Origin of the sequence: Aurantimonas litoralis (genome assembly GCF_026153195.1) — a bacterium.
In the GTDB taxonomy this organism is placed as follows: Bacteria; Pseudomonadota; Alphaproteobacteria; order Rhizobiales; family Rhizobiaceae; genus Aurantimonas; species Aurantimonas coralicida.
The window spans coordinates 19,958-44,330 of the sequence record NZ_JAPFBM010000011.1 but is presented as its reverse complement, the minus strand read 5'-3'; the positions used below and the strand labels follow the sequence as shown (position 1 = coordinate 44,330).

The window sequence follows — 24,373 nt, the reverse complement described above, 5'->3', positions numbered from 1 at the left end:
CTCCCCTTCCATGATGCCGTTCCGGACAGCCCTTGCGGGCCCTCCGGTGCTCGGCACGCTCTAGCATGCCGCGCCCGGGGCGGCGAGTTGCCGGCACGGATTTTCCAAATGTCGCAGCACCGGGGATGCAACCGCCCTGCATGCCAGCCATTCTGCGAGGATCGAACGAACCACCAGGGGACAGCACGCATGCCGAATTCCAACGGACAGATCCGCTACGCCGTCGTCGGCGGCGGCTGGATCTCCCAGGGCGCCTTCATGCCGGGCGTCGGCCAGACGTCGAACTCGGTCATGACGGCAATCGTCACCGGCGACCCTGAGAAGGCCCGCGCGCTCGGCGAGCGCTACGACATCAGGCCCTATGGCTATGACGAATACGACGCGCTCCTGGCCAGCGGCGACCTCGACGCGGTCTATGTGGCGACGCCGAACTTCCGCCACCGGGAATTCGCCGAGCCGGCGCTGAAGGCCGGCATTCACGTGCTCCTGGAAAAGCCGATGGCCGGCAGCCTTTCCGATGCCGAGGCGATCGAGGCCGCGGCCCGCGCCTCCGGCGCCCGGTTGATGCTGGCCTATCGCCTGCATTGCGAGCCCGGTACCCAGGCGATCCTGGCGGCGATCCGCGCCGGCGAGATCGGCACGCCGCGCTTCTTCACCGCGACCTTCGCGCAGAATGTCGATGCCGCGAACCACCGGGCGCAAAACGGCTTCTGGGCCGGACCGATCCCCGACATGGGCGCCTATCCGATCAACGCCGTGCGCAATTTCTTCGAGGCCGAGCCGATCTCGGTCACGGCCGTCGCGTCGAAGGTGCCCGAGCGCGGGCTCGGCTGCGCCGACACGGTCAGCGTCATCCTCTCCTTCACCGAGGGACGCGCGGCGAGCTTCACCGTCAGCTATTCAGGCGACAGCGTCGACCGGCTGCATGTGGTCGGCAGCGAGGGGATCATCGAGGCCAATCCCGCCTTCGGCTTCGGTGAGGGCGTGTCCATCGACTTCCGGCTGACGCGGGGCGGCAAGACCGAGGAGCGGACCCATCCGGTGGTCGACCAGTTCGCCGGCGAGACGGCGTATTTCTCCGACTGCATCCTGGAAGACCGCGAGCCCGAGCCGAATGGCGAGGAAGGCGTTCTCGACATGATCGTCATCGAGGCGATCGAGCGGGCGCTGGAGACCGGTCAGCCGCAGGCGCTCGAGCCGCGCAATCGCCAGCGCCGGATGGGCAAGGACCAGGTCCGCGACTTCCCGCTCGCCGACGTGCCCGACTTCGTCAACGCGGCGACGCCCACCGGATAAGGCCATCGGGGCATCACATCGTGTGGTGCCCCGCTTCGCCGCCGCTATACTCCCTCGATGACCTACGACATCCGCCCGGAACGACCGGACGACGCCGCCGAGATCCGGCAGGTCGTCACCGCAGCCTTCGCAGACGCGCCGCACAGCGAGGGCAACGAGGGCGCCATCGTCGATGCGCTGCGCGCCGATGACGCGCTGACATTGTCGCTCGTCGCGGTCGCGGACGGCCTGATCGTCGGCCATGTCGCCTTCTCGGCGGTGACGATCGACGGCCGCGATGTCGGCTGGTTCGGGCTCGGACCGGTGGCCGTTTTGCTGGATCGCCAGAGGCAGGGGATCGGCGGCGCGCTTGTGCGGGCCGGCCTGGAGCGCCTTCGGGACCATGGCGCCCGGGGCTGCGTGGTGCTCGGCGATCCCGGCTATTATGGCCGCTTCGGCTTTGCGGCCGATCCGCAGCTTCGCTACCCGGATGCGCCCGCGCCGTATTTCATGCGCCTTGCCTTCGGTCCCGAGATCCCGGCGGGCCGCGTCGCCTATCATCCGGGCTTTGCGGCGCGGTGATCGGGCCGGCGCCCTGATGGCGGCGCCAGGCGCCCTCGCCTATTTCGTCCGGTTCAGCCCGTAGCTCTGGAAGCCCTTGCCCATGGCCGGCTTCTTCGACGACAGGACGCGGGAATTGACGCCGTTCCAGCCGATCTCGCCCGACAGGCGCGCATATTCGATCTTGGGGCAGCGATCCATGATGACGGTCAGGCCTTCGGCCTCGGCCGTCCGCGCCGCCGCGTCGTTGCGGATGCCGAGCTGCATCCAGATGACCGAGGGGCGCGGAGCCATCGCCAGCGCCTCTTCGACGATCCCCTGCACGGCATCGGCGGAGCGGAAGATGTCGACCATGTCGACCGGCTCGGGGATGCTGGCAAGATCGGCATGGCAGCGCTGGCCGAGGAGGTCCTGACCCGCGAGGCCCGGATTGACCGGGATGACGCGGTAGCCCTTGGCCAGGAGGTATTTCAGGACGAAATAGGACGGTCGCACCGGCTTGGCGCTGGCGCCGACGAGGGCGATGGTCTTCACCCGGTCGAGCAGGCCGCGCATGGCGGCGTCGTCATAGACCAGCGGCGCCGGCGCAGCGGCCCCCGGGGCGCTCTCCGCCGGGCTCATTCGTGGGTCCATTCCGGCTTGCGCTTCTCCAGGAAGGCGCCGATGCCCTCCTCCGCGTCCTTCGCCAGCATGTTCTCGGTCATCACCGAGGCGGCATATTCATAGGCCTCGGACAGCCCCATCTCGGCCTGCCGGTAGAACGCCTCCTTGCCGGTCTTGACCGTCATCGCCGACTTGGAGGCGATGGTGGTGGCGTATTTGCCGACGATGGTGCCGAGATATTCCGGCGGCACGACCCGGTTGACCAGGCCGAACTCGCGGGCCGAGCGGGCATCGATGGTCTCGCCCGTCAAGAGCATCTCCATCGCGTGCTTGCGGCTGAGATTGCGTGACAGCGCCACCATCGGCGTCGAGCAGAACAGGCCGATATTGACGCCCGGCGTGCAGAACTGGGCTTCCTCGGAGGCGATGGCGAGATCGCAGGAGGCGACGAGCTGGCAGCCGGCGGCAGTGGCGAGGCCGTTCACCTCGGCGATCACCGGCACGGGATGGCGCACGATCGCCTGCATCACCTCGGAGCATTTGCGCATCGTCGCCTCGAAGAAGGCGCGGCCACGATCGGCATCGCTGCGATGGGCAGTCAGTTCCTTCAGGTCGTGGCCGGCCGAGAAGATCTTGCCCGCCCCCGCAATGACCACCACGCGGTTGTCGGTGTCGGCCGCCGCATCGGCGAGCGCGGCGAGGATCGCGTCCATCATCGCCATCGACAGGGCGTTCGCCGGCGGGCTGGACAGGACGATCCGGGTCAGGCCCGTCGCCCGCTGGATTTCGACGGGATGCTGGCCCGCATCGGCGATTTCGAAGATGTCTGCCATGGATCGGTTCCGGTCGACTGAAGGAAGGCGTTCCTGCCACCTTCAACAGAATCGCCCCGCCCTCCGCAAGATCGTCGCTGCGCTCTGGAGGACGGTCCCCGCCGATATCGTCAGTCCGACTGGCCATTGCAGGGCCCCGAAGCTAGGACGGTGTGCGTCGGGAGGCGGCATCTGCCCGGCCGGACAGAAGCGGGAAGGACGCGCGCGTGCAGCCGATCATGACGAAAGCCGAACTCGAAGCCTTTCTCGACAGCGATTTTCCGCAGATCGGCGGACGCGAGGGTGGCTATTCGATCACCGATGTCAGTCCGGGCGCGGCGACCATGCGGCTCGACGCCAGCGACCGGCATCTGCGGCCCGGCGGCACCGTGTCCGGACCCAGCCTCTTCGCGCTGGCCGATCTTGCCGCCTATGTCGCGATCCTCGCCCATATCGGGCCGGTGGCGCTCGCCGTCACCACCAATCTGTCGATCAACTTCCTGCGCAAGCCCGAGCCCGGCGGCATCCTCGGCGAAGCCCGGCTCCTGAAGCTCGGCAAGCGGCTGGCGGTCGTCGACATCGCCCTGACCAATGCGGCGGACGAGGCGCTGGTCGCCCATGCGGTGGCGACCTATTCGATCCCGCCCCGATGAGACGCGCCCGGCGTCGCGGTATCATGATACCTTGATGCCGCGATCCCCTGCATGACAGGGGCTCGCGAAGGGTGCCGATGCGCCTTTTGACGTTGACAGACGCGGTGCGGCCCCGTATGTCCCGCTCCACGAAGAGCCGGCTCGCGCCGCCTTCCCAAGATCGACGGCCACAGCGGTCGGCAACGATGCTCACGAACACCCAAGGGCAGAACATGAAAACCTTCTCGCAGAAGACCGAGACGGTGGAGAAGAAGTGGATCCTGATCGACGCCGAAGGGCTCGTCGTCGGCCGCCTCGCTTCCATCGTCGCGCTTCGCCTCCGCGGCAAGCACAAGCCGACCTTCACGCCGCATGTCGATGATGGCGACAACATCATCATCATCAATGCGGACAAGATTGTCCTGACCGGCAAGAAGTACGAGAACAAGACGTACTACTGGCACACCGGTTATGCCGGCGGCATCAAGGAGCGCAAGGCGCGCCACATCCTCGAGGGCCGCTTCCCGGAGCGCGTCGTCGAGAAGGCCATCGAGCGCATGCTGCCGCGCGGCCCGCTCGGCCGTCGCCAGCTCAAGAACCTCCGCGTCTACGCCGGTGCCGAGCACCCGCATGAGGCGCAGTCCCCCGAGACGCTCGACGTCCGGGCCATGAACTCCAAGAACTCGAGGGCCGCATAATGTCCCAGCTCTCTTCGCTCGAAGAACTCGGCACGGCCGAAGTCACCGCACAGCCGGAAGCCCCGGTGCATGTGCAGAAGCTCGACCAGTACGGTCGCGCCTATGCCACCGGCAAGCGCAAGGATGCGGTTGCCCGCGTCTGGGTGAAGCCGGGCACCGGCAAGATCACCGTCAACGACCGCGACTTCACGGCCTATTTCGCCCGTCCGGTCCTGCAGATGGTGCTGCGTCAGCCGATCGTCGCCGCGGCCCGTGACGGCCAGTTCGACGTCGTCGCCACGGTGGCCGGCGGTGGTCTGTCCGGCCAGGCCGGTGCGGTTCGCCACGGCATCTCCAAGGCGCTGACCTATTACGAGCCGGGCCTGCGCGCGGTTCTCAAGAAGGGCGGCTTCCTGACGCGCGACTCGCGTACGGTCGAGCGCAAGAAGTACGGCAAGGCGAAGGCCCGCCGGTCCTTCCAGTTCTCCAAGCGCTGATCGGCGCGGCGGCGTCTGCCGCTGCCCTTTCTCCCGCGAAGTTCAAAGCCGCCGGGTGGTCGCCCGGCGGCTTTTTGCTTATGTGGGCCCGACAGGCTGGTCTGGCGCATCGGAGCTGCGCCCGGCCCCGGCCACCTCCGGCCCGCCGCCTTCCCGACGCTCCCTGGCGGAAGTGACCATGCCCAGCACGTCCATCGACCATGCCTTCACCGCCGACAGCGCCCACGGCGCGGCGGGCGACCCGACCTATGCCGGCGCCCTCTCCTTCATGCGGCGGCGCCAGACGAAGGCGGTCGACGGCACCGACGTGACGGTCTGGGGCATTCCCTTCGACGCCTCGGTCTCCAACCGTCCGGGCACGCGCTTCGGCCCGCAGGCGCTGCGCCGCGCCTCGGCGATCTTCGACAATGATCCGCAGTTCCCCTTCGACACGGATCTCTTTGAGCCCCTGAGCGTCGTCGATTACGGCGACTGCCTGCTCGACTACCGGCTGCCCGAGACGGCGCACGAGACCATCCGCGCCGAGGCGGCGGCCCTGATCGCCAAGACTGGCTTCCTGATGACGCTGGGCGGCGACCATTCGATCACCTTCCCGCTCCTGCAGGCGCATGTGGCGCGGCACGGCAAGCTGTCGCTGGTCCAGTTCGACGCCCATCAGGACACCTGGCCCGTCGCCACCGGCGGCGACGGCCAGCCGCGCGTCGATCACGGCTCCTTCGTCAAGGCGGCCGTCGATGCGGGCCTGATCGACCCGACGACCTCGATCCAGGTCGGCATCCGCAGCCATGCGCCGGAGGATTGCGGCCTGGCGATCCTCGACGGCGAGGCGGTGGAGGAGATGACCAGCGCGGCGATCGCCGAGGCGATCCTGTCGCGCACCGGCGGCGCGCCGACCTATCTCAGCTTCGACATAGACTGCCTCGACGTCGCCTTCGCGCCGGGCACCGGCACGCCGGTCGCAGGCGGCCCATCGAGCGCCAAGATGCTGGCGGTGCTGCGCCGGCTCGGCGATCTCCGGCTGGTCGGCGCGGACGTTGTCGAAGTCTCGCCGCCTTATGACCATAGCGACATGACGGCGATCGCCGGCGCAACGGTCGCCATGTATGTGCTCGGCCTGCTGGCGCAGAAGCAGCCGGGATGATGCGGCCCGGCGCGCTGACAAAGTGATTCAACACGCTGCCATCCTGAATCAGGACACGCGCCTAACCCGTTGAAACGACGCTCCGTAAGCGACTGATACGAATCTTGAGTAGCCGGACGCCGGCTTTTCGATCACCACGGCATCGCGCCTTTGCGGCGGCGATTCACCCGACCCAGACGAGCCCCATGACCCAGAACATCCCTTTCATCGACCTCGCCACCCAGCGTGACCGGATCCGCCACAAGGTGGATCATCGCATCGCGACCGTGCTGGACCATGGCGCCTTCGTCATGGGCCCGGAGATCCGCGAGCTGGAAGCGGCGCTCGGCGCCTTCGGCCAGATGCCCTACACCCTCTCCTGCGCCTCGGGCACCGACGCGCTGGCGCTGCCCTTGATGGCCTGGGGCATCAAGCCCGGCGACGTGGTGTTCTGCCCGAGCTTCACCTTCGCCTCGACCGCGGAAGTCGTCGCCTGGCTCGGCGCGACGCCGTATTTCGTCGATGTCGACGCCGATACCTTCAACATGGACCCGGCGCATCTGGAGGCGGCGATCGCCGAGGTCGCCGGCAAGGACGGGCTGACGCCGCGGGCGATCATCGCCGTCGACCTGTTCGGCCAGCCGGCGGACTACCCGGCTCTGCGCCGCATCGCCGACGCGCACGGGCTGAAGCTCATCTCCGACGCCGCCCAAGGCTATGGCGGTACCATCGACGGCGAACTGTCCAGTAAGTGGTCGCATGTCGTCTCGACGAGCTTCTTCCCGGCCAAGCCGCTCGGCTGCTACGGCGATGGCGGCGCGGTCCAGACTGACGATGCCGAACTCAACGAGATCATGGCGTCGCTGCGCGTTCACGGCCAGAATGTCGAGGACAAGTACGACAACATCCGCATCGGCATGAACGGCCGCATGGACACCCTGCAGGCCGCCATCCTAATGGAGAAGCTGGCGATCTTCCCGGACGAGATCGCCGCGCGCGGCCGCGTCGCCGCCCGCTATTCGGAGATGCTGGCCGGGATCGTCACGCCGCAGAAGCTCCTGCGCGACGCCGTCTCGACCTGGGCGCAATATACGATCCGCCTGCCCGAGGACACCGACCGCAACGCCTTCGCGGCCAGCCTGCGCGAGGCCGGCGTGCCGACGGCGATCTATTATCCGAAGCCCCTGCACCGGCAGACCGCCTATCGCCATTTCCCGGTGACGGGCGGCGAACTGCCGGTCTCCGACGCCCTGTCCCGCGACGTCATCAGCCTGCCGATGCACGCCTATCTGGACGAGGCGACGCAGGACCGCATCGTGGCCGCCGTCAAGGCCGCACTGCAGGCCTGACATCGGCCCCGGCGCGACGCCCCGGTCTGGACGTCGCGCCAGATTTCGATAAACCCCGGCAATGACAGGGGCGCCGCGCGAGGTCGCTGCGGGCCCGAAACCCATGCGAGGAGATGGCTGATGGCCGACAAGATCAGGATTGGTGTGCTCGGAGCCAGCGGCTATACCGGCGCGGATCTCGTCCGTCTCGCCGCCCGCCACCCGAACATGGAAATCGCCGTCCTCACGGCGAACAGCCACGCCGGCAAGCCCATGCGGCAGGTCTTCCGCCACCTGTCCCATATCGACCTGCCGGATCTGGTGACCATCGAGGAAGCGCCCTGGAGCGAGGTCGACGCGGTGTTCTGCGGGCTGCCGCACGGCACGACGCAGGCAATCACCAAGGAGATCTTCGAGACCTATCCGCAGACGAAGATCATCGACATGTCAGCCGATTTCCGCCTGCGGGACCCGGCCGCCTACAAGGAATGGTACGGGCTCGACCACGTCGCCACCGAGCTGCAGGGCGAGGCGGTCTACGGCCTGACCGAGCTCAACCGCGAGGCCATCCGCGACGCGCGGCTGATCGCCTGCCCCGGCTGCTATCCGACCGCGGCGCTCCTGTCGCTGGTCCCGCTGACCAGTGCATCGCTGATCGACGCCACCGACATCATCATCGACGCCAAGTCCGGCGTCTCGGGCGCCGGGCGCGGGCTGAAGGAGAACACCCTGTTCTGCGAGGCCGGCGAAGGCCTGTCGCCCTATGCGGTCGGCAAGCACCGGCATTCGGCCGAGATCGAGCAGGAAATCGGCAAGGCCGCCGGTATCGACGATCTGAGGGTCAACTTCACCCCGCATCTCATTCCGATGAGCCGCGGCGAACTCTGCACCAGCTATGTGCGGCTGGCCACCGGCAAGACCGCCGCGGATCTGCGCCAGCACCTGATCGAGACCTATCGGGACGACCCGTTCATCACGATTCCGGACGAAGACGTCCTGCCCCAGACGCAGATGGTCCGCGGCTCGAACTATGTGGTGATCAACGTCGTGCCCGACCGCATTCCCGGCCGGGCCATCGTCATCTCGACGCTCGACAATCTGGTGAAGGGATCGGCCGGCCAGGCCATCCAGAACTTCAACGTCGCCTATGGCCTCGAGGAAACCACCGGCATCGCCCAGCTGCCGCTGTTCCCCTGAGCTGAGGCCAGCGACCGCGCGGCGTCAGGCGGCGGCGCGGTCGATGCTCTCGAGCGCCGCTTCCAGGGCTGCGAAGCAGCGCCCGTCGATCGCCGTTCCCACATCGGCCCGCATGATCGCCAGCGCCTTCGACACCGGCATTGCCGCGCGATAGGGCCGCTCGGCGGTCAGCGCGTCGAAGATGTCGGCCGTGGTGATGATGCGGGTGTCGAGGCAGATCTCATCACCCGCCAGTCCGTTCGGATAGCCGCGACCATCCAGCCGCTCGTGATGGGCGCCGGCGATCCGCGCCAGGTCGGCGAAGATGCTGATGCGCGACAGGATCGCCTCGCTGAAGCCGGGATGGCCCTCGATTACCGCCCATTCGTCGGAATCCAGCTTGCCCGGCTTGTCGAGAATCTGGTTGGAGACGCTGAGCTTGCCGATGTCGTGGAGCAGCGCCACGCGCTTCAGGAAACGGCGGCGCTGGTCGCCCAGGCCCAGATTTTCGGCGATCAGATCGGTGAACAGCGCCACGCGCTCGCTGTGGCCGCCCGTATAGGGGCTCTTGGAATCGACGACCTGAGCGAAGGCTTCGGCGAGGCTGTCGAGGAACGCCTCGTCGGCGAGCTCGGCATTGTTGTCGGGGGCAAGGCCGATCACCGTTGCAGCAAGGTCCGGAGCCCTGAGCGTCGTCCAGAAGGCGGGATCGGCGGCCACCTTCGTGAAGGCGTCGATCAGGGCCGGATCGAACCAGCTGCCGCTGCGCGCCGTCACTTCGCGCAGGGCGAAGTCCGCGTCGGCGCTGGTGTGGAAGACGTCGACCACCTGGGCCAGCAGCGCGATGCGGCCGAACAGGGCGATCGCCTCCCCCTTCAGCCCCTGGGGCTGGCCCTTGCCGTTCCAGTGTTCGTCGAGATCGAGAATGCCGGCGGCCACGGTCTCGGGAAAGCGCATCTGGCGGACGATGTCGGCGCCGCGATGGCAGCGCGTCTCGATCAGCTCGCGGGAGATCGTGTCGCCCTTGGCCAGCGCCACCACCATGGCCCGGAAGCGCTCGGCGAGGCTGGCCTTCAGGCCGGTATGCTTGAGAACGAAATGCAGAACGTGCGGAAGGCTGTCGCTGACGATCTTGATGTCACGCTTGAAGGCGATGTCGTCGGTCAGGAAGAGCTGGCAGATGCGCGCCGCGTTGGAGCTGCAGCCGATGTCCTTGAGAAGCAGCGTGTAATAGAGGTCGGCCATCACCGGTTCGGACAGGCCGATGGCCCGGCCGACATTCATGCCGATCCAGCAACAGCGCAGGCCATGGCCGTCGGGCTGGCCTTCGGTGAGGTCCAGCGCGTAGCTCAATGCGCTGACGAGTTCGGCCTTGGAGACCGCCTGCCGTCCGCCCTCACCCGTTATCACACTCATCCCGCGTCCTGGCCCTTGCCCCGATGGCGGGGATCATCGCAGTCCCGGGTTAACGGAACGACGAGGGCGGCGCGCGGCGAAACGGCTCAGGCGACCGGCGCCGGCTCGGGATATTCGCCCTTCAGCGCGCGGGCATGGGCGACCGCCAATCCGAGGACGATGACGCCGCCGGCCTGATGGGCCAGCGCCCAGTCGATGGGCACGGCCAGAAGCAGGGTCGTGATGCCGATCAGCGCCTGTACGAAGACGGCGGCGAAGAGCCAGATGGCGCGCCTGGTGTGAACGCTGCCCGCCGCCTGCAGCAGGGACGCGACCGCGTGGATCGCGACCACCACGAACAGCACATAGGCGCCGATCCGGTGCATGAACTGCACCGTCATGACGTTCTCGAAGAAATTCCGCCAGGCCGGGTCCATGACGAACAGGCCGCCGGGGATCAGGGCGCCGTCCATCAACGGCCAGGTATTTAAGGTCAGGCCGGCATTCAGGCCGGCGACCAGGCCGCCCATGTAAATCTGGACGAGCGCCAGCAGCGCGATGAACGCTGCAACACCGGCCGAGCCGCGCGACGGCGGCATGTCGAAGCGTTTCGGGGCCAGTCCGCGCGCCACCCAGATGATCGCGGCGAAGATCACGCAGGCGATCGTCAGATGCGTCGCCAGCCGGTACTGGCTGACATCGGTGCGCTCGGTCAGGCCCGAGGCGACCATCCACCAGCCGACGGCGCCCTGCAGGCCGCCAAGGGCGAGAATGCCGACGAGACGGGGTTTCAGGAACGGCTCGATGCGGCCGGTCAGCCAGAAGAAGGCCAGCGGGATCGCGAAAACGAAGCCGATCGCACGGGCCAGGAAGCGATGCGCCCACTCCCACCAGAAGATCGTCTTGAACTCGTCGAGGCTCATGCCGAGGTTGAGCTGCTGATATTGCGGGATGCGCTTGTAGAGCTCGAATTCCTCGTCCCACTCGGCGGCCGAAAGCGGCGGGACAATGCCGTGGATCGGCTTCCATTCTGTGATCGACAGGCCGGCCTCGGTCAGCCGGGTGGCACCGCCGACGAGCACCAGCACGAAGATCAGGAGCGCTGTGACATAGAGCCACCAGCGGATCGCGGCGCGGTCGCGCAGACGGGGAGATCGGGCCACGGGGCCGGCGGCGGAATGGGAGATCGTCGTCATGTCGCGTGCCATGTGCACCGAAAGCGGCAGGCGATCAAGCGCAGGAAAGTCGCAGGGGCGAGGCTGGCATTGGCGGCCCGGCCGGCCTAGAGGTCGGGCACGGCGACGGCCGGCCGATGGCAGTGCGGGACGACACCCTGCCACCGGCGCAAACGCGCGAACAAGAGAGGCGGATCATGCCGGTCAGAACCAGAAAGCTCATCGGCGCGGTCGTGCTGATCGTTCTCGTCATCGTCTACGCCGTCGTCGCGACGGCGGTGGCGACGCTTTATCTGCCCACCGCCAGCGGCTGGGTGCATCTGGCGTATTTCTTCTTCACCGGAATTCTCTGGGTGGTGCCGGCGATGTTCATCATCTCGTGGATGGAGCGGGTGCCGCGCAAGGATCGGGCGGGCGGCGACGAGACGCGCGGCTGAACGCCCGGTCTCAGTCCGGCAAATCCGAGGCGTGGCGCGCGGCTCGCCGCACGGTGGCGCACTGCATGAAGATCAGGTCGTCAACGCCCAGCGCCCGCAAGTCACCGGCGATCGTCGCGTAGCCGTCCGGCGTTGCCGCCTGTCCGGCCACCACGATCGCGGTTTCCTCGTCGAGGAGTGACGGCAGGTCGTCCATGCGCCAGGCATCGAGCGCGACGATAGTGCAGTCATAGGCCTCGGCGCAGGCCGCCAGCACCAGCGTGACGTCGGGCGAATCCGGCTGCGGCGCCGCGCCCGTCGCCAGCACCACATGGCAGCCGCCGCGGCTGTCGCGATGGATGATCTCCCCCAGCGGCGCCAGGTTCTCGGCGAATTCGTGCAGGCCGGGACTGCCCGGCGCAATCCCCGTCTCCGCGGCGATCCGCTCCTCGCCGGACAGATCGATCAGGATGCAGGACATGCCGGCGCGCGCGATGGCGCGGCCGAGTTCGACGCCGCCGAGCCCGCCCTCCCCGCCATCGGCCGACAGCATCACCAGGCGGCCGATGGCGCTGCGATGCAGGGCCATGACGAGTTCGCGGCTGGTGACCACCTCGTCGCCATGGCGCGGCGCGGCGGGAGCGTCGGCAGGGATGTCGTGCGGCATGAGAGCAGCGCTCGCTGTGCGTGATGGGACCGTCCGGTTCGCGAACCGCGCCGACGGGCGGGCAAGGCCACGGGCGACGAAATCGCCGAGCGAGGCGCCGAGGGCGTGAATGCCGGCGCCCATCATCGCCTGCCCCTCGCACCGGGACAACGGCGACCGGGCCGCATCGCGGCCGGCATGCCGCGGCGCGGCGGAAGAGGAATCGTCTGGAAACAGGGCGACATGCGCACTCCGGTGCCTGAGCTTCGCCTGCAGCCTGCCATCGGCTGGTAACTGTGCCGTTAAGGGACAGTTCGGCAGCGCTCGCCAATTCCCGCTCCCGGCGCCCCGGCATTTTACGGTCGATTAACCCTAACCGTCTAACAACGGGTCATGACGGTGCGATGCCAATTGGGCCGAAGTGCCACGGGAACCTTGACCATGAAGCCGAGACTGGCCTTCATCCTCGCGATCGTGATCAGCGCCCTCGCCGGCTGCGCGTCCTACAAGCCGGTGTCGCCGGCGTTCCATGCCGCGCTCAACCAGTCCTATCGCCTGGACAGTGGCGACGTCATGCGTGTCACGGTCTTCGAACAGTCCGGGCTGACCAATGCCTACCCGGTGGACAAGGCCGGCTACATCTCCTTCCCGCTGGTCGGCTCGGTCCCGGCCCGCGGCCGCACCACCACCCAGCTCGAAGCCGAGATCGCCAATCGCCTGCGCGACGGCTATCTCAACGATCCCGACGTCACCGTTCAGGTCGAGACCTACAGGCCCTTCTTCATCATGGGCGAAGTCGCGACCGGCGGGCAGTACGCCTATTTCCCCGGGATGACGGTCCAGAAGGCGATCGCGGTCGCCGGCGGCTTCAGCCCCCGGGCCGAACAGGGCACCGTCGACATCACCCGCCAGGTCGGCGAGCGGATCCTGACCGGCCGGGTGCTGGTCTCCGATCCGATCCTGCCCGGCGACACGGTCTATGTCCGGGAGCGCTGGTTCTGACACGACCCGACTGCGCCGCTGCGGGGCGATCCCGCACCGGTCCGGTGAGGCGAATGGCGATCGCCGTTCGCGGGTCACACATGCGAAACCGAGGCATCGGTTTCAGCGCGAGAAGCGGGATCAGGTATTGCGTCCCCGCCCCTCGCCGCATTTCCGGGCAGGGCTCAAGCATATCTTAGCCCTTTGCCTCCATTCTGCGCGGCCGAGAGATCAGGCGCGGCCCACAGAGGTGGGCGTGTCGGCCGCCGACCTTGCGGTCGCGGCCCGAACTGCCGGCGGAATGGGAAGCGACCAGACATGGCGAAGATCGAGTCCAGCCTGCCTTTGAACGACGTGACGGTCGTCAGCTTCCCCGAGCCCGATGCGCCGGTCGAGCTGAACGCCTTCGCGGCGCGGGCGGCGGCCCAGTACAAGGACGATTTCATCACGCCGCGGATGCTGTCCGGCATCTGGCGCGGCGTCGAGTTCGTGCTGCTGACGCTGATCGGGCTGGCTCTCTTCGTCGGCTATGTCGGCGTTTCCACGCATCTTTGGGAATCCTACATCGTCCTGTCGCTGGTCGGCGCGGCGCTCGGCGTCCTCGCGATCAATCTGGCCGACGGCTACGAGATCTCGGTCCTGAAGGGTCGGGCCGCCCAGCTCTGGCGGATCGCTATCGCCTGGGGCCTGACGCTCTGCTTCCTCACGGTCGGCCTGTTCTTCCTGTTCAACGACGCAGCCTATTCGCGGTTCTGGATGGGCAGCTGGTTCGTCTGCGGCCTGGTGCTCCTGTCGCTCGGGCGCCTGGCGCTGGCCGCCAAGATCCGCCGCTGGCTGCGTAACGGCCGCATGGAGCGGCGCGCCATCATCGTCGGCGGTGGCCGCGGCGCCGAAAGCCTGATCCGCAGCCTCGAGGGCCAGCCCGACAGCGACATCCGCATCTGCGGCATCTTCGACGACCGCGACGACCGGCGTTCGCCGCCCGTCGTCGCCGGCTATCCCAAGCTCGGCAATATCAGCGAGCTGGTGGAATTTGCCCGCCGCACCCGCATCGACATGCTCATCGTCACCCTGCCGCTGTCGGCCGAGCAGCGCGTCCTGTCTCTCCTGAAGCGCCTCTGGGTGCTGCCGCTGGACATCCGGCTGTCGGCGCATTCGGCCGAGCTGCGGTTTCGCCCGCGTACCTATTCCTTCGTCGGCGACGTACCGCTGATCGACGTCTTCGACCGGCCGCTGGCGGACTGGGACTGGATCGCCAAGCGCGTCTTCGACGTGGTCTTCGCCAGCGTGGCCATCGTCCTTCTGTCGCCGGTCTTCCTTCTCACCGCCCTCGCCGTGAAGCTGGACTCCAAGGGTCCGGTGATCTTCCGACAGAAGAGGCACGGCTTCAACAATCACATCGTCGACGTGTTCAAGTTCCGCTCGCTCTATGCCGAGATGTCGGATCCGCTGGCCCGGCAGATCGTGACCAAGGGCGACAAGCGCGTCACCCGGGTCGGGCGCTTCATCCGCAAGACCTCGCTCGACGAGCTGCCGCAGCTCTTCAACGTGCTGCGCGGCGACCTGTCGCTGGTCGGCCCGCGGCCCCATGCCGTCCACGCCATTTCCAGCGGCAACGAGGCATTCGTGGCCATCGTCGACGGCTATTTCGGCCGGCACAAGGTCAAGCCGGGGATCACCGGCTGGGCGCAGATCAAGGGCTGGCGCGGCGAGATAGACCAGCCCGACAAGCTGCAGAAGCGCTTCGAGCACGACCTCTACTACATCGAGAACTGGTCGCTGCTGCTCGACCTCTACATCCTCGCCATGACGCCGATCAGCTTGTTGCGGACGAAGTCGGCCTACTGACGCTCGGCCGGCTGCGGCACGATCCCCGGCCGATCGAGCAAAGCGCGATCGCCGAGCGCGATGAAATGCGGATTGCCGAAGACGTCCTCGCCCGGTGCATGGGTGCGGCCATAGGCCAGGGGGGTCCCGTCCACGGTGATCGTCAGGCCGCCGGCTGCGCGCAGCACCGCGTCGCCGGCCGCCGTATCCCACTGCATCGTCCGGCCGAAGCGCGGATAGAGATCAGCTTCAGCTTCGGCCAGAAGGCAGAATTTCAGCGAGGAACCGACCGACTTGCGCTCGGCCACGTCGAGGCGGCCGATATAGTCGCGAGTCGCATCGTCGAGATGGTTGCGGCTTGCAACGACATCCAGCGTAGTGCCTGCCTTCCGGCAGGCCAGCGGCGTAGGGGTGCCATCGCGCTCGACCATGGCAGGCGTTCCCGCCCCACCCTGATAGATCGTCCCGGTCTCGGGAACGCCGACGCAGCCGAAGACCGGAGCCCCGTCCTCGATCACCGCGACATTGACGGTGTAGTCGGGCGTGCCGGCGATGTAGCTCATGGTGCCGTCCAGCGGATCGACCAGCAGGAAGCGCCGGCCGACGGCCGGGACGTCGCCGTCCGAGAAGGCCTCTTCGGCAACGATCGGCAGGGTGCAGCCGCCGCCCTGGATGACCGCGACGATGGCCCGTTCGGCGGCCTTGTCGGCCTCGGTCACGGGCGACCGGTCGGATTTGTAGTCGACGCCGCTGCCGGTCTGGGCGCGGATCGCCGCCATGCCGGCGCGGACCGCCTCGATCATCAGCGCCGTGTCGATCCTGTCGTCGCTCATCGCTTCTCGTCCCTTCCGTTCATCGGGCCCCGACCGGGCTAATCCGGTTCGGCCGCGCGCCGCAAGGCCCTGGAGGTCGGCATGCGGTCACCTTTGGCTAACCGTGCGGGCGAATAGGCCCATTTGGCGCGACTTTCCTGAGGGAAAAGTAACCCCCGCCGGCGATGATGCCGGCTTGCGAACCAATTCGGGGACACAAGATCACCGTGCCGTTTCGACCCGCCAGTCCGAAGAAGAGCAAGCGCAAGACCTTCGGTCGCGACACGTCCGGCGCGACCGCCGTGGAATTCGCCATGGTCGCCGCCCCGCTCTTCATGCTGATCTTCGCCATCGTCGAGACCTTCGTCATCTCGGCCGCCGGCATCCTGCTCGACACCGCCGTCGACGACGTCGCCCGGCAGGTCTTCACCGGTCAGATCCAGCAGTCCGACATCAAGCCGTCGGTGTTCCGCGAGAAGATCTGCGACAAGGTCGATTTCCTCCTGAGCTGCGACAAGGTGAAACTCGACCTGCGCACCATCCCGGCCTTCGCCGATATCCCCACCGACGTGCCGATGAAGCTGAAGCAGGTGGACGACAGCCAGTTCTGTTTCGACCCCGGCGCGGCCAATTCGATCACCGTCCTGCGTGCCTATTACGAATGGCCGTGGACCGCGTCCTTCCTGCACAAGCTGGCCGCCGAAACCGACGGCAACAGCGTCATGTTCTCCATCGCCGCCTTCATGAACGAGCCTTTCGGGGATCGTCTGAACAGCAATTCCAACTGCGCCTGAGGGATCGATGACCGCCAAATTCTTCGGCCCGCTCCACCGCGCACGCGCCGCCCTCGCTGCCTTCGGCGGCGATCGCGGCGGCGTCGCCGCGCTGGAATTCGCCATCATCCTGCCCGGCCTGCTGCTGATCTATCTCGGCGGCTTCGAAGCCTCGAAGGCGCTGGAGGCGAGCCGCAAGGTGGAATCGACGGCCGAGACGGTCGGCAATCTCGTCGCCCGCAACCGCACGATGACCGAGACGGGTCTCGAGAACATCTACAACATCTCCTCGGCGATCATGGTCCCCTTCTCCACCGACGGGTTGAAGATCGTCGTCACCACGGTCAGCGTCGACGACGAGGGCAAGGGCACGGTCGACTGGTCGCAGGCCAATACCGGCCCGGCGCTCGACAAGGGTGCCCGCTACGACGTTCCCTCCGAGCTGGTCTTCGGCGCCGAGACCTATCTCGTCGTGGTCACCGTCAGCTACCCATACGAGCCGGTCATGGATTATGGCGGGTTCTTCTCGGGCACCACCATGGCCAAGGAATACACCTTCCGGCCGCGCATCAGCAAAAGCATCGTCTGGGAGAACTGAGCCGGCTTCCGCCGGTCAGCGGCGGGTGCGGTTCTCGCGCCACCAGATCGTCAGCCCGCTGGCGATCAGGATCGCCGCGCCGGCCAGGAAGTTCCAGCTGAGCGGATCACCGAGCAGCGTCACGCTGTAGATGCTGGCGAAGAAGACCTGCGCGTAGAGGAACGGCGAGAGCGCCGAGGCCGAGGCGTAGGCAAAGCCCTGCACGATGCAGAAATGGCCGAGCGCCCCCAGCGTCCCGATCGTCACCATCATGGCAAAGACCGGCCAGGTCGGCGTTTCCCAGACAAAGGGCACGGCGATGGTCAGGAGCACCGCGCCGACCGCCGTCGTGTTGAACAAAGTGGCGGCGTTCTCCTCCGGGCCCGACAGCGCGCGGGTCATCAAGAAATAGCCCGACAGGATCACCGCCGACAGAAGCGGCAGCAGGAGATACGGGCTGGTGTCGGCAAAGCCCGGCCGCACGATCAGGAGCACACCGACGAAGCCGGCGAGGACGGCCGCGATGCGCTGCACGCCGATCCGCTCGCCCAGAAAGATCACCGACAGGACGGTGACGAGGACCGGTGCGAAGAACTGCACCGCCGTCGCGTCGGCCAGCGGCACATGGGCGAAGGACACGTACATCAGCGTCGTCGCGCACAAGAGCGCCGCGCCGCGCGCGAGCTGCAGTCCCGGGCGCTTGCTGCGCAGGAAGCTGGTGCCGCGCGTCCGGGCGAGCCACGCCGTCATCAGGATCGTGTGGAAGAAATACCGGGCCCAGACGATCTCGAGGACCGGCAGCTCGCCGGTGAGATACTTGCCGAACGTATCCATGGTGGCGAGCAGCAGCCCGGACAGGATCGTCAGCAGGATGCCGGCCAGAACGCCGCTCGGCCGGGTCATCGAAGGCTGCGCGATAAGTGATGCATACGATCACTTCTGCCTTGCCGGCGGCGCGAAAGCGAGCCTGCCGGCATCAGGCCCACCGCATTGTCCCCCGGCCATCCCGCTCCGCCATGTCCCGAAGCCTTGCCGGCATCGGACTGGCGGCCGGGGCCAAGGACATCGGGACGGCGATCAGATCGATCCGGCTTCGACCATGTAGTTGTTGGCGCTGCACATGGCGGCGTCGTCGGAGGCGAGGAACAGCACCATCCGCGCCACATAGACCGGCTCGATCAGGTCCGGCAGGCACTGGCGCGCCTTGTGCTTCTCAAGCGCCTCCGGGTTGGCCCAGAGCTGCTTCTGGCGCTCGGTCATGACCCAGCCCGGCACCACGGTGTTGACGCGGATCCGGTGCGGGCCGAGGTCGCGGGCAAACGAACGGGTCATGCCGTGCACGGCCGACTTGGCGGTGGTGTAGGCAGGCATGTTACCGGCCGCCTCCCACCAGGAGTTCGACCCCATGTTGATGATCGAGCCCTTGCCAGTCGCGATCATGCCCGGCGCGGCCGCCTGGATGGCGAAGAACATGTGGCGGAGATTGGTGGCGATCCGCTCGTCGAAATAGTCCGGCGTCACGTCTTCCCAGCCGTGGCGATCGTCGCGGGCGGCATTGTTGACCAGCACCGTGGCCGGCCCGTTGGCCTCGGTCAGGGCCGCGAAGGCGCGTTTCAGATCGTCGATGTCGCGCAGGTCGCAGGCTTCGAAGCGGACCTGCCGCCCGGCGCCCGCCAGCTCGCCGGCCAGCGCCGTGCCGGCATCGCGGTCGAGATCGACGAAACCGACGCGGGCGCCCTGTTCGGCGAAGGCCCGGACCATGATCTCCCCGATGCCCGAGGCGCCGCCGGTGACGATGACGCTGGCGTTTTCGAGACTGGGATAGCTGGCAAAGCGCATGGATCGTCCCCTCTGAATCCGGTTGAAGCTCGATAGTGAACTGTTGCGGGGGCTGGTAGCATGCCGGCCATGACCGGGCGAGCCTGCCGGCCGCGCTTTACTGCGGCGCAGGCCCCTGCCGTTCGCGCCGCGCCTCCGGCAGCTGCCCGCCGGAAGCTGACGATGTCAGGCGGTGATTCCGGGCCGTGCGAGCCGGATGCGCCGCGTCCGGTCAAGCCCGGAAGCCTTTAGCCGGGCGGCTATGTTGCAGTGCTCACTCGACTTTAGGCCTATTGCACGGTCGCAAGCCTAGCTTAGGATTAGGCAGCCTCGTCATGTGATATAACAAGGTGATTTCGGGCTGTCTGAATTGCCCACCGCACAGGCTCGCAACGTCATGTGGAACGCGCAATACGAATACGGTCTGGACGACGTCGCCAGTATCGTCGAGCGGATCGCGCAGGACATCGAAGCCGGCGTGCTGCGCCCCGGGGACCGTCTGCCGCCACAGCGCGAGCTGGCGAACGGGCTCGGCGTCAAGCTCTCCACGATCAGCCGCGCCTATCGCGAGGCGGCGCAGCGGCGCCTGATCGGCGGCGAGATCGGTCGCGGCACCTATGTCCTGGCCTCTAGCTCCGATTCGCTGCTCTTCGCCCCTGACGTGTCGGCAGAGCGGCTGGTGGACCTTTCCACCAACGTGCCGGTCACCATGCCGGACGACACGGCGCTGGCGTCGCTGATCGACGGCCTGAGTCCCGCCGAGCGGGCGCAGATGAGCGGCTATCCCGGTTGCGCCCTCGTCCATCGTGCCGCGGAAGCGGTCGGCGACTGGATGTGCTGGCGCGGCATGACCCGACGACCGGCGACGGTCGTGTCCTGCGCCGGGGCTCATGCGGCGCTGCAGGCGCTGCTGGTGCACGCGACCCGTGAGGGCGACGCGATCCTCGTGGAGTCCCTGACATTCCCGGGCCTGAAGGCGCTGGCGCGGCAATTGCGGCTGCGGCTGATCCCGGTGGAACTGGACGGCGAAGGTGTCACGCCGGAAGGGCTCGACGCCGCCGCGCGCAGTTCCACGGCAAAGCTGGCCGTGCTCATGCCCAACCTTCACAACCCGACCGGCGCGGTCATGGGCGATGACCGGCGCAGGGCGATCGCCGAAATCGCCGAACGCCGCGACCTGACCATCATCGAGGACGACGCCTACGGGCCCCTGGCCGGCCGGCCCCCGCTGGCAGAGGATCTGGGCGCGCGTGGCATCGTCGTCTCCAGCCTGTCCATGACGGTCATGCCGGGACTGCGCTTCGGATTCGTCGCCGGCGACCATCCGATGCTGGCCGCCCTCAAGCGCAACCTGCACCTCACCTCCTGGATGACGACGCCGTTGTCCCTTTTGGCCGGATCGGCCTGGATCGAGGACGGTACGGCGGCGGCGCGCACCGCCTGGCAGGCCGACGCGGTCCGCGAGCGCTGGCGGCAGATGGGGCAGCATCTGGGCCCGTCCGACGCGGTAGCCGCGCCCCATGTCTGGCTCGGTGTCGACGGCGATGCCGAGGAGGCCGCGACGCAGTTGCGCCAGTGCGGCGTCGCCGTGGTGCCGGCCGAAACCTTCGCCTCGGGACGCACCTTCCATTCGCGCGTGCGCGCCTCGCTGACGGCCGCGCCCACGCGTGACGACCTCGACACGGCGCTGGCGATTCTCGCCGATTTCGGGGCGCGCCCCGCCGCGCTGCCGCGGGCCGGCGGTTCCACCCTCGCGCGATAGGCACCGCCTGCCCGATCGGGCGGCAGCGGCGGAGGCAGATTGCACAAACGCACGTCAATCGACCGCCGCGGCCTGCGAGACCCTTGATTTTCCGGCCTGTCGCTTTCTCTTATTCAGAAGACAGGTCTGGAGGGTGCAGGTGACGGCGTTCGACGAAATGCTTCTCGATGACGACAATGTCCGGGAACCCTATGCCCGCTTCAACGAGTGGTTCCGGCAGCAGAACATCGAGGAACTGGCCGCCAAGACCAACGAGGCCGAGGATTTCTTCCGGCGCACGGGCATCACCTTCAACGTCTATGGCGAAGCCGAGGCGGCCGAGCGGCTGATCCCCTTCGATCTCGTGCCGCGGATCATGGCCAAGGCCGAATGGGATCTTCTCGCCGAGGGCATCGAGCAGCGGGTCCAGGCCCTCAACGCGTTTCTCTACGACATCTACCACGACCAGGAGATCGTGAAGGCGGGCAAGGTGCCCGAGCGCCTGATCGTCGGCAACGAGGCCTATCTGCCGCAGATGGAAGGCTTCCGGCCACCCGGCGGGGTCTACACCCACATCATCGGCACCGACATCGTGCGGTGTGGCGAGAACGAGTTCTACGTCCTGGAGGACAACGCCCGCACGCCGTCCGGCGTCTCGTACATGATCGAGAACCGGGAAACGATGATGCAGATGTTTCCCGAGCTGTTCGCGCAGAACCGCGTGCGGCCGGTCGAGACCTACCCGCATCACCTGCGCCGCTCGCTCGCCGCGGTCGCGCCGCCGGCCTGCGACGGCCCGCCGACCATCGCCGTCCTAACGCCGGGCATCCACAATTCGGCCTTCTACGAGCACGCCTTCCTGGCCGACCAGATGGGTGTCGAGCTGATCGAGGGCGCCGACGCTAAGGTAATCGACGGTCGCATCCAGATGCGGACCACCGAGGGCTACCGGCCGATCGACGTCCTCTATCGCCGGGTCGACGACGAGTATCTCGATCCCGAGGCGTTCAGGCCCGATTCCATGCTCGGCATTCCCGGCATCATGGAAGTCTACAAGAACGGCGGCATCACCATCGCCAATGCCCCCGGCACGGGCATCGCCGACGACAAGGCGATCTATTCCTACATGCCGGAAATCGTCGAGTTCTATACCGGCAAGCCGGCCCTCCTGCAGAACGTGCCGACCTGGCGCTGCGCCGAGGAAGACAGCCTCGCCTACGTCCTCGACAATCTGAAGGACCTCGTCGTCAAGGAAGTGCACGGCTCGGGCGGCTACGGCATGCTGGTCGGACCGGCGGCCTCGACGGCCGAACGCGAGGCCTTCGCGGCGAAGCTGCGGGCCAGGCCGCGCAACTACATCGCCCAGCCGACGCTGGCGCTGTCGACCGTGCCGATCCTTGCGGAGCATGGCCTCGCGCCGCGGCATGTCGATCTTCGCCCCTTCGTCCTCGTCTCCGACAAGGTCCGGATCATACCCGGCGGACTGACGCGCGTGGCTCTCAAGGAGGGCTCGCTCGTGGTCAATTCCAGCCAGGGCGGCGGCACCAAGGACACCTGGGTACTGAGGGACTGAAGCGAAGCACATGGCACTACTCGGACGCACCGCCAACGGCCTGTTCTGGATGTCCCGCTATATCGAGCGGGCCGAGAACATGGCCCGCCTCGTCGACGCCGGACAGCGGCTGTCGATGACCAACCTCTCCTCGGACGAACCCGATGAATGGCAGTCGGTGCTTGTCTCGGCCGGCGTCGAGGCCGCCTATCTGGCCAAATACACCGAATACGACACCGCCTCGATCATCGACTTCCTGCTGCGCGACCGGGACAATCCGTCGAGCGTGCGCTCGTCCATCGACACGGCGCGGATGAACGGGCGGATGGTGCGGACCGCCCTCACCCGCGACCTGTGGGAGACGATCAACGAGAGCTGGCTGATCATCAAGAGCCGGCTCGACAAGCCGCTGAACCCGCTCGAACTGACGGCCATCCTGGAGCTGGTGAAACGCCAGACGGCGCTGATCCGGGGCGTCTTCCACGGCACGATGCTGCGCAACGAGATCTTCGACTTCTGCTCTCTCGGTGCCTTCATCGAGCGGGCCGACAACACCGCCCGCATCCTTGACGTGAAATACTGGGTGCTCCTGCCCGAGCACTCCTCGGTCGGCTCGTCGCTCGACAATTTCCAGTGGGCGTCGATCCTGCGCTCGGTCTCGGCGCACCGCGCCTATGCCTGGGAATATGACGGCGAGTACCGGGCGACGAACATCATCGACTTCCTGATGCTGAACCGCAGGCTGCCGCGCTCGCTGGCCTATTGCTATCTCTGCATCGAGGAAAGCCTGAAATATCTGAACCGGAACTACGAGACCCAGCACCCCTGCTCGCGCACCGCCAGCGATATCACACGCAAGCTGTCGGACGCGTCGGTGAAGGAGATCATCGACGGCGGCATGCACGAATTCCTCGAGAACTTCATCATCGAGAACAACCGGGTGGCCCGGGAGATCGCCGAGAGCTACCGCTTCTACGCCTGATAGTGGCAAGACGGCTTCGCTCGCCTGCGAACCGTCACCCTCACGACCGATAACCATTGCGGAAGGCGCGCGGCCTGCACAAAGATGCAGCCGCGCGCGGATAGCTGATTCGTCCTGCGCGCCCCAGGGGGATGTCAGCCAAAATGACCTATTGCGTGGGGCTCCTCGTCGATCGTGGCCTCGTTTTCATGTCGGATACCCGCACCAATGCGGGCATCGACAACATTTCCGTCGTCTCGAAGATGAAGACGTGGGAGGTGCCGGGCGAGCGCTTCCTGTGCCTGCTCAGCGCCGGCAACCTGGCCACTACCCAGTCGACCGTGTCGCTTCTGGAAGAGCGCCTGCTCGCGCCCTCGGAGCGCCAGCCGGCGATCCTGACCCAGCCGTCGATGTTCCAGACCGCCAAGCTGGTCGGCGAGACGATCAAGGAGGTCATCTCCTACACGACGCCGGCCGGCCAGTCGGCCGATGCGCTGTTCTCGGGCACCTTCATTCTCGGCGGCCAGATCAAGGGCGGGCGTCCGCGCCTCTTCCTGATCTACCCGGAAGGCAATTTCATCGAGGCGGGACCGGACAATCCCTTCTTCCAGATCGGCGAGCACAAATACGGCCGGCCGATCATCATCCGCACCTATGATCCGCAGATGAGCCTGGAAGACTGCGCCAAGCTGCTGCTCGTTTCCTTCGATTCCACCATCCGCTCGAACCTGTCGGTCGGGGCGCCGATCGACATGCAGTTCTACGAGACCGACACGATGGTGGCCGGCTACAAGCGACGCTTCGAATTGTCGGACCCGTATTACCAGGAGATCTCGGGCGGTTGGTCCGATGCGCTCAAGGATGCCTTCGATCGCCTGCCGCCTTTCCAGCGTTAGAACGCTACAGATCAAGACACGGACCGTGCATCGGCATTAATCTTGCGGAAAAGATTGTTCGCAATACTGACGGAACACAGGAAACTGTTTCGGCATGACGCGGACACTCACTCAGCAACCCT

At 67.0% G+C, this 24,373-nt stretch carries 25 protein-coding genes; 17 read left to right on the top strand and 8 right to left on the bottom strand.

Annotation, left to right across the window (positions count from 1 at the left end):
• Positions 1-189: 189 nt before the first annotated feature.
• Positions 190-1,296 (top strand): Gfo/Idh/MocA family protein, encoded by a 1,107-nt coding sequence (locus tag N7I30_RS18900; RefSeq protein ID WP_277026733.1) that lies wholly within the window; start codon positions 190-192, stop codon positions 1,294-1,296.
• Between the two features lie 57 nt (positions 1,297-1,353).
• Positions 1,354-1,857: a GNAT family N-acetyltransferase gene (locus tag N7I30_RS18895; RefSeq protein WP_277026731.1), complete on the top strand. Its 504-nt coding sequence runs from the start codon at positions 1,354-1,356 to the stop codon at positions 1,855-1,857.
• Between the two features lie 39 nt (positions 1,858-1,896).
• On the opposite strand, the gene N7I30_RS18890 is transcribed toward N7I30_RS18895, so the two are convergent.
• Positions 1,897-2,391, bottom strand: a complete 495-nt coding sequence (locus tag N7I30_RS18890) for a CoA-binding protein (RefSeq protein ID WP_491390054.1) — start codon at positions 2,389-2,391, stop codon at positions 1,897-1,899.
• A 62-nt stretch (positions 2,392-2,453) separates the two neighbouring features.
• Positions 2,454-3,272, bottom strand: a complete 819-nt coding sequence (locus N7I30_RS18885) for an enoyl-CoA hydratase (RefSeq protein WP_277026725.1) — start codon at positions 3,270-3,272, stop codon at positions 2,454-2,456.
• Between the two features lie 218 nt (positions 3,273-3,490).
• Here N7I30_RS18885 and N7I30_RS18880 point away from each other — a divergent pair, with 218 nt between their 5' ends.
• From N7I30_RS18880 to argC, 6 genes are all read left to right on the top strand, one after another.
• Positions 3,491-3,904 carry a PaaI family thioesterase gene (locus tag N7I30_RS18880; RefSeq protein WP_051141614.1) on the top strand — a complete coding sequence of 138 codons (414 nt, stop codon included), beginning with the start codon at positions 3,491-3,493 and terminating at the stop codon, positions 3,902-3,904.
• A gap of 212 nt (positions 3,905-4,116) precedes the next feature.
• On the top strand, positions 4,117-4,581 hold the full coding sequence (rplM, locus tag N7I30_RS18875; protein ID WP_024351306.1) for a 50S ribosomal protein L13: 465 nt from the start codon (positions 4,117-4,119) through the stop codon (positions 4,579-4,581).
• Positions 4,581-5,057, top strand: coding sequence for a 30S ribosomal protein S9 (gene rpsI, locus N7I30_RS18870; RefSeq protein WP_024351307.1), 477 nt, complete (start codon positions 4,581-4,583; stop codon positions 5,055-5,057). Before rplM ends, rpsI begins: the two co-directional genes overlap by 1 nt.
• 178 nt (positions 5,058-5,235) lie before the next feature.
• Positions 5,236-6,198, top strand: coding sequence for an agmatinase (speB, locus tag N7I30_RS18865; protein ID WP_277026722.1), 963 nt, complete (start codon positions 5,236-5,238; stop codon positions 6,196-6,198).
• Positions 6,199-6,383: 185 nt separating this feature from the next.
• Positions 6,384-7,526, top strand: a complete 1,143-nt coding sequence (locus tag N7I30_RS18860; protein WP_491390049.1) for a DegT/DnrJ/EryC1/StrS family aminotransferase — start codon at positions 6,384-6,386, stop codon at positions 7,524-7,526.
• A 120-nt stretch (positions 7,527-7,646) separates the two neighbouring features.
• On the top strand, positions 7,647-8,702 hold the full coding sequence (gene argC, locus N7I30_RS18855) for an N-acetyl-gamma-glutamyl-phosphate reductase (RefSeq protein WP_491373344.1): 1,056 nt from the start codon (positions 7,647-7,649) through the stop codon (positions 8,700-8,702).
• 24 nt (positions 8,703-8,726) lie between these two features.
• On the opposite strand, the gene N7I30_RS18850 is transcribed toward argC, so the two are convergent.
• Positions 8,727-10,097, bottom strand: coding sequence for an HD-GYP domain-containing protein (locus N7I30_RS18850; protein ID WP_491390048.1), 1,371 nt, complete (start codon positions 10,095-10,097; stop codon positions 8,727-8,729).
• An 86-nt stretch (positions 10,098-10,183) separates the two neighbouring features.
• Complete coding sequence (locus N7I30_RS18845; protein ID WP_491390047.1) at positions 10,184-11,284, bottom strand: COX15/CtaA family protein; 1,101 nt, start codon at positions 11,282-11,284, stop codon at positions 10,184-10,186.
• A 164-nt stretch (positions 11,285-11,448) separates the two neighbouring features.
• Between N7I30_RS18845 and N7I30_RS18840 the strand changes: the two genes are divergently transcribed.
• Entirely contained in the window at positions 11,449-11,688 is a 240-nt protein-coding gene (locus tag N7I30_RS18840; RefSeq protein ID WP_277027151.1) for a DUF2842 domain-containing protein, read from the top strand.
• 10 nt (positions 11,689-11,698) lie between these two features.
• Here the strand turns inward: N7I30_RS18840 and N7I30_RS18835 are convergent, their stop codons facing one another.
• Positions 11,699-12,334, bottom strand: a complete 636-nt coding sequence (locus N7I30_RS18835) for a P-loop NTPase family protein (RefSeq protein ID WP_491390046.1) — start codon at positions 12,332-12,334, stop codon at positions 11,699-11,701.
• 420 nt (positions 12,335-12,754) lie between these two features.
• Here N7I30_RS18835 and N7I30_RS18830 point away from each other — a divergent pair, with 420 nt between their 5' ends.
• Positions 12,755-13,315 (top strand): polysaccharide biosynthesis/export family protein, encoded by a 561-nt coding sequence (locus tag N7I30_RS18830; protein ID WP_491390045.1) that lies wholly within the window; start codon positions 12,755-12,757, stop codon positions 13,313-13,315.
• Between the two features lie 297 nt (positions 13,316-13,612).
• Entirely contained in the window at positions 13,613-15,142 is a 1,530-nt protein-coding gene (locus N7I30_RS18825; RefSeq protein WP_498640845.1) for an undecaprenyl-phosphate glucose phosphotransferase, read from the top strand.
• Here N7I30_RS18825 and N7I30_RS18820 read toward each other — a convergent pair.
• Complete coding sequence (locus N7I30_RS18820) at positions 15,136-15,954, bottom strand: 3'(2'),5'-bisphosphate nucleotidase CysQ family protein (RefSeq protein ID WP_498640844.1); 819 nt, start codon at positions 15,952-15,954, stop codon at positions 15,136-15,138. The two genes, N7I30_RS18825 and N7I30_RS18820, sit on opposite strands and share 7 nt — an antisense overlap.
• Positions 15,955-16,160: 206 nt before the next feature.
• On the opposite strand from N7I30_RS18820, the gene N7I30_RS18815 reads away from it, so the two are divergent.
• Together N7I30_RS18815 and N7I30_RS18810 are read left to right on the top strand one after the other, a co-directional pair.
• Entirely contained in the window at positions 16,161-16,727 is a 567-nt protein-coding gene (locus tag N7I30_RS18815) for a TadE/TadG family type IV pilus assembly protein (RefSeq protein ID WP_188076199.1), read from the top strand.
• A gap of 7 nt (positions 16,728-16,734) precedes the next feature.
• Positions 16,735-17,304 carry a TadE/TadG family type IV pilus assembly protein gene (locus N7I30_RS18810; RefSeq protein ID WP_228241407.1) on the top strand — a complete coding sequence of 190 codons (570 nt, stop codon included), beginning with the start codon at positions 16,735-16,737 and terminating at the stop codon, positions 17,302-17,304.
• Between the two features lie 15 nt (positions 17,305-17,319).
• Here N7I30_RS18810 and N7I30_RS18805 read toward each other — a convergent pair whose 3' ends face one another.
• Positions 17,320-18,186 carry a DMT family transporter gene (locus N7I30_RS18805; RefSeq protein WP_228241406.1) on the bottom strand — a complete coding sequence of 289 codons (867 nt, stop codon included), beginning with the start codon at positions 18,184-18,186 and terminating at the stop codon, positions 17,320-17,322.
• Positions 18,187-18,360: 174 nt separating this feature from the next.
• Entirely contained in the window at positions 18,361-19,122 is a 762-nt protein-coding gene (locus N7I30_RS18800) for an SDR family NAD(P)-dependent oxidoreductase (RefSeq protein WP_228241405.1), read from the bottom strand.
• Positions 19,123-19,471: 349 nt separating this feature from the next.
• Between N7I30_RS18800 and N7I30_RS18795 the strand changes: the two genes are divergently transcribed.
• The 4 genes from N7I30_RS18795 (at position 19,472) to N7I30_RS18780 (ending at position 24,251) form a co-directional block, all read left to right on the top strand.
• Positions 19,472-20,863, top strand: coding sequence for an aminotransferase-like domain-containing protein (locus N7I30_RS18795; RefSeq protein WP_228241404.1), 1,392 nt, complete (start codon positions 19,472-19,474; stop codon positions 20,861-20,863).
• A gap of 157 nt (positions 20,864-21,020) precedes the next feature.
• Positions 21,021-22,415 carry a circularly permuted type 2 ATP-grasp protein gene (locus tag N7I30_RS18790; RefSeq protein WP_024351323.1) on the top strand — a complete coding sequence of 465 codons (1,395 nt, stop codon included), beginning with the start codon at positions 21,021-21,023 and terminating at the stop codon, positions 22,413-22,415.
• A gap of 10 nt (positions 22,416-22,425) precedes the next feature.
• Positions 22,426-23,376, top strand: a complete 951-nt coding sequence (locus N7I30_RS18785) for an alpha-E domain-containing protein (protein ID WP_024351324.1) — start codon at positions 22,426-22,428, stop codon at positions 23,374-23,376.
• 143 nt (positions 23,377-23,519) lie between these two features.
• Positions 23,520-24,251: a proteasome-type protease gene (locus N7I30_RS18780; RefSeq protein WP_024351325.1), complete on the top strand. Its 732-nt coding sequence runs from the start codon at positions 23,520-23,522 to the stop codon at positions 24,249-24,251.
• Positions 24,252-24,373 lie beyond the last annotated feature (122 nt).

What these genes read in the sequence shown, in the direction of transcription:
- N7I30_RS18900 (WP_277026733.1), top strand. Translation starts at nt 190, where the DNA reads ATGCCGAATTCCAACGGACAGATCCGCTACGCCGTCGTCGGCGGCGGC.
- N7I30_RS18895 (WP_277026731.1), top strand. Translation starts at nt 1,354, where the DNA reads ATGACCTACGACATCCGCCCGGAACGACCGGACGACGCCGCCGAGATC.
- N7I30_RS18890 (WP_491390054.1), bottom strand. Translation starts at nt 2,391, where the DNA reads ATGCGCGGCCTGCTCGACCGGGTGAAGACCATCGCCCTCGTCGGCGCC.
- N7I30_RS18885 (WP_277026725.1), bottom strand. Translation starts at nt 3,272, where the DNA reads ATGGCAGACATCTTCGAAATCGCCGATGCGGGCCAGCATCCCGTCGAA.
- N7I30_RS18880 (WP_051141614.1), top strand. Translation starts at nt 3,491, where the DNA reads ATGACGAAAGCCGAACTCGAAGCCTTTCTCGACAGCGATTTTCCGCAG.
- rplM (WP_024351306.1), top strand. Translation starts at nt 4,117, where the DNA reads ATGAAAACCTTCTCGCAGAAGACCGAGACGGTGGAGAAGAAGTGGATC.
- rpsI (WP_024351307.1), top strand. Translation starts at nt 4,581, where the DNA reads ATGTCCCAGCTCTCTTCGCTCGAAGAACTCGGCACGGCCGAAGTCACC.
- speB (WP_277026722.1), top strand. Translation starts at nt 5,236, where the DNA reads ATGCCCAGCACGTCCATCGACCATGCCTTCACCGCCGACAGCGCCCAC.
- N7I30_RS18860 (WP_491390049.1), top strand. Translation starts at nt 6,384, where the DNA reads ATGACCCAGAACATCCCTTTCATCGACCTCGCCACCCAGCGTGACCGG.
- argC (WP_491373344.1), top strand. Translation starts at nt 7,647, where the DNA reads ATGGCCGACAAGATCAGGATTGGTGTGCTCGGAGCCAGCGGCTATACC.
- N7I30_RS18850 (WP_491390048.1), bottom strand. Translation starts at nt 10,097, where the DNA reads ATGAGTGTGATAACGGGTGAGGGCGGACGGCAGGCGGTCTCCAAGGCC.
- N7I30_RS18845 (WP_491390047.1), bottom strand. Translation starts at nt 11,284, where the DNA reads ATGGCACGCGACATGACGACGATCTCCCATTCCGCCGCCGGCCCCGTG.
- N7I30_RS18840 (WP_277027151.1), top strand. Translation starts at nt 11,449, where the DNA reads ATGCCGGTCAGAACCAGAAAGCTCATCGGCGCGGTCGTGCTGATCGTT.
- N7I30_RS18835 (WP_491390046.1), bottom strand. Translation starts at nt 12,334, where the DNA reads ATGCCGCACGACATCCCTGCCGACGCTCCCGCCGCGCCGCGCCATGGC.
- N7I30_RS18830 (WP_491390045.1), top strand. Translation starts at nt 12,755, where the DNA reads ATGAAGCCGAGACTGGCCTTCATCCTCGCGATCGTGATCAGCGCCCTC.
- N7I30_RS18825 (WP_498640845.1), top strand. Translation starts at nt 13,613, where the DNA reads ATGGCGAAGATCGAGTCCAGCCTGCCTTTGAACGACGTGACGGTCGTC.
- N7I30_RS18820 (WP_498640844.1), bottom strand. Translation starts at nt 15,954, where the DNA reads ATGAGCGACGACAGGATCGACACGGCGCTGATGATCGAGGCGGTCCGC.
- N7I30_RS18810 (WP_228241407.1), top strand. Translation starts at nt 16,735, where the DNA reads ATGACCGCCAAATTCTTCGGCCCGCTCCACCGCGCACGCGCCGCCCTC.
- N7I30_RS18805 (WP_228241406.1), bottom strand. Translation starts at nt 18,186, where the DNA reads ATGACCCGGCCGAGCGGCGTTCTGGCCGGCATCCTGCTGACGATCCTG.
- N7I30_RS18800 (WP_228241405.1), bottom strand. Translation starts at nt 19,122, where the DNA reads ATGCGCTTTGCCAGCTATCCCAGTCTCGAAAACGCCAGCGTCATCGTC.
- N7I30_RS18790 (WP_024351323.1), top strand. Translation starts at nt 21,021, where the DNA reads ATGCTTCTCGATGACGACAATGTCCGGGAACCCTATGCCCGCTTCAAC.
- N7I30_RS18785 (WP_024351324.1), top strand. Translation starts at nt 22,426, where the DNA reads ATGGCACTACTCGGACGCACCGCCAACGGCCTGTTCTGGATGTCCCGC.
- N7I30_RS18780 (WP_024351325.1), top strand. Translation starts at nt 23,520, where the DNA reads ATGACCTATTGCGTGGGGCTCCTCGTCGATCGTGGCCTCGTTTTCATG.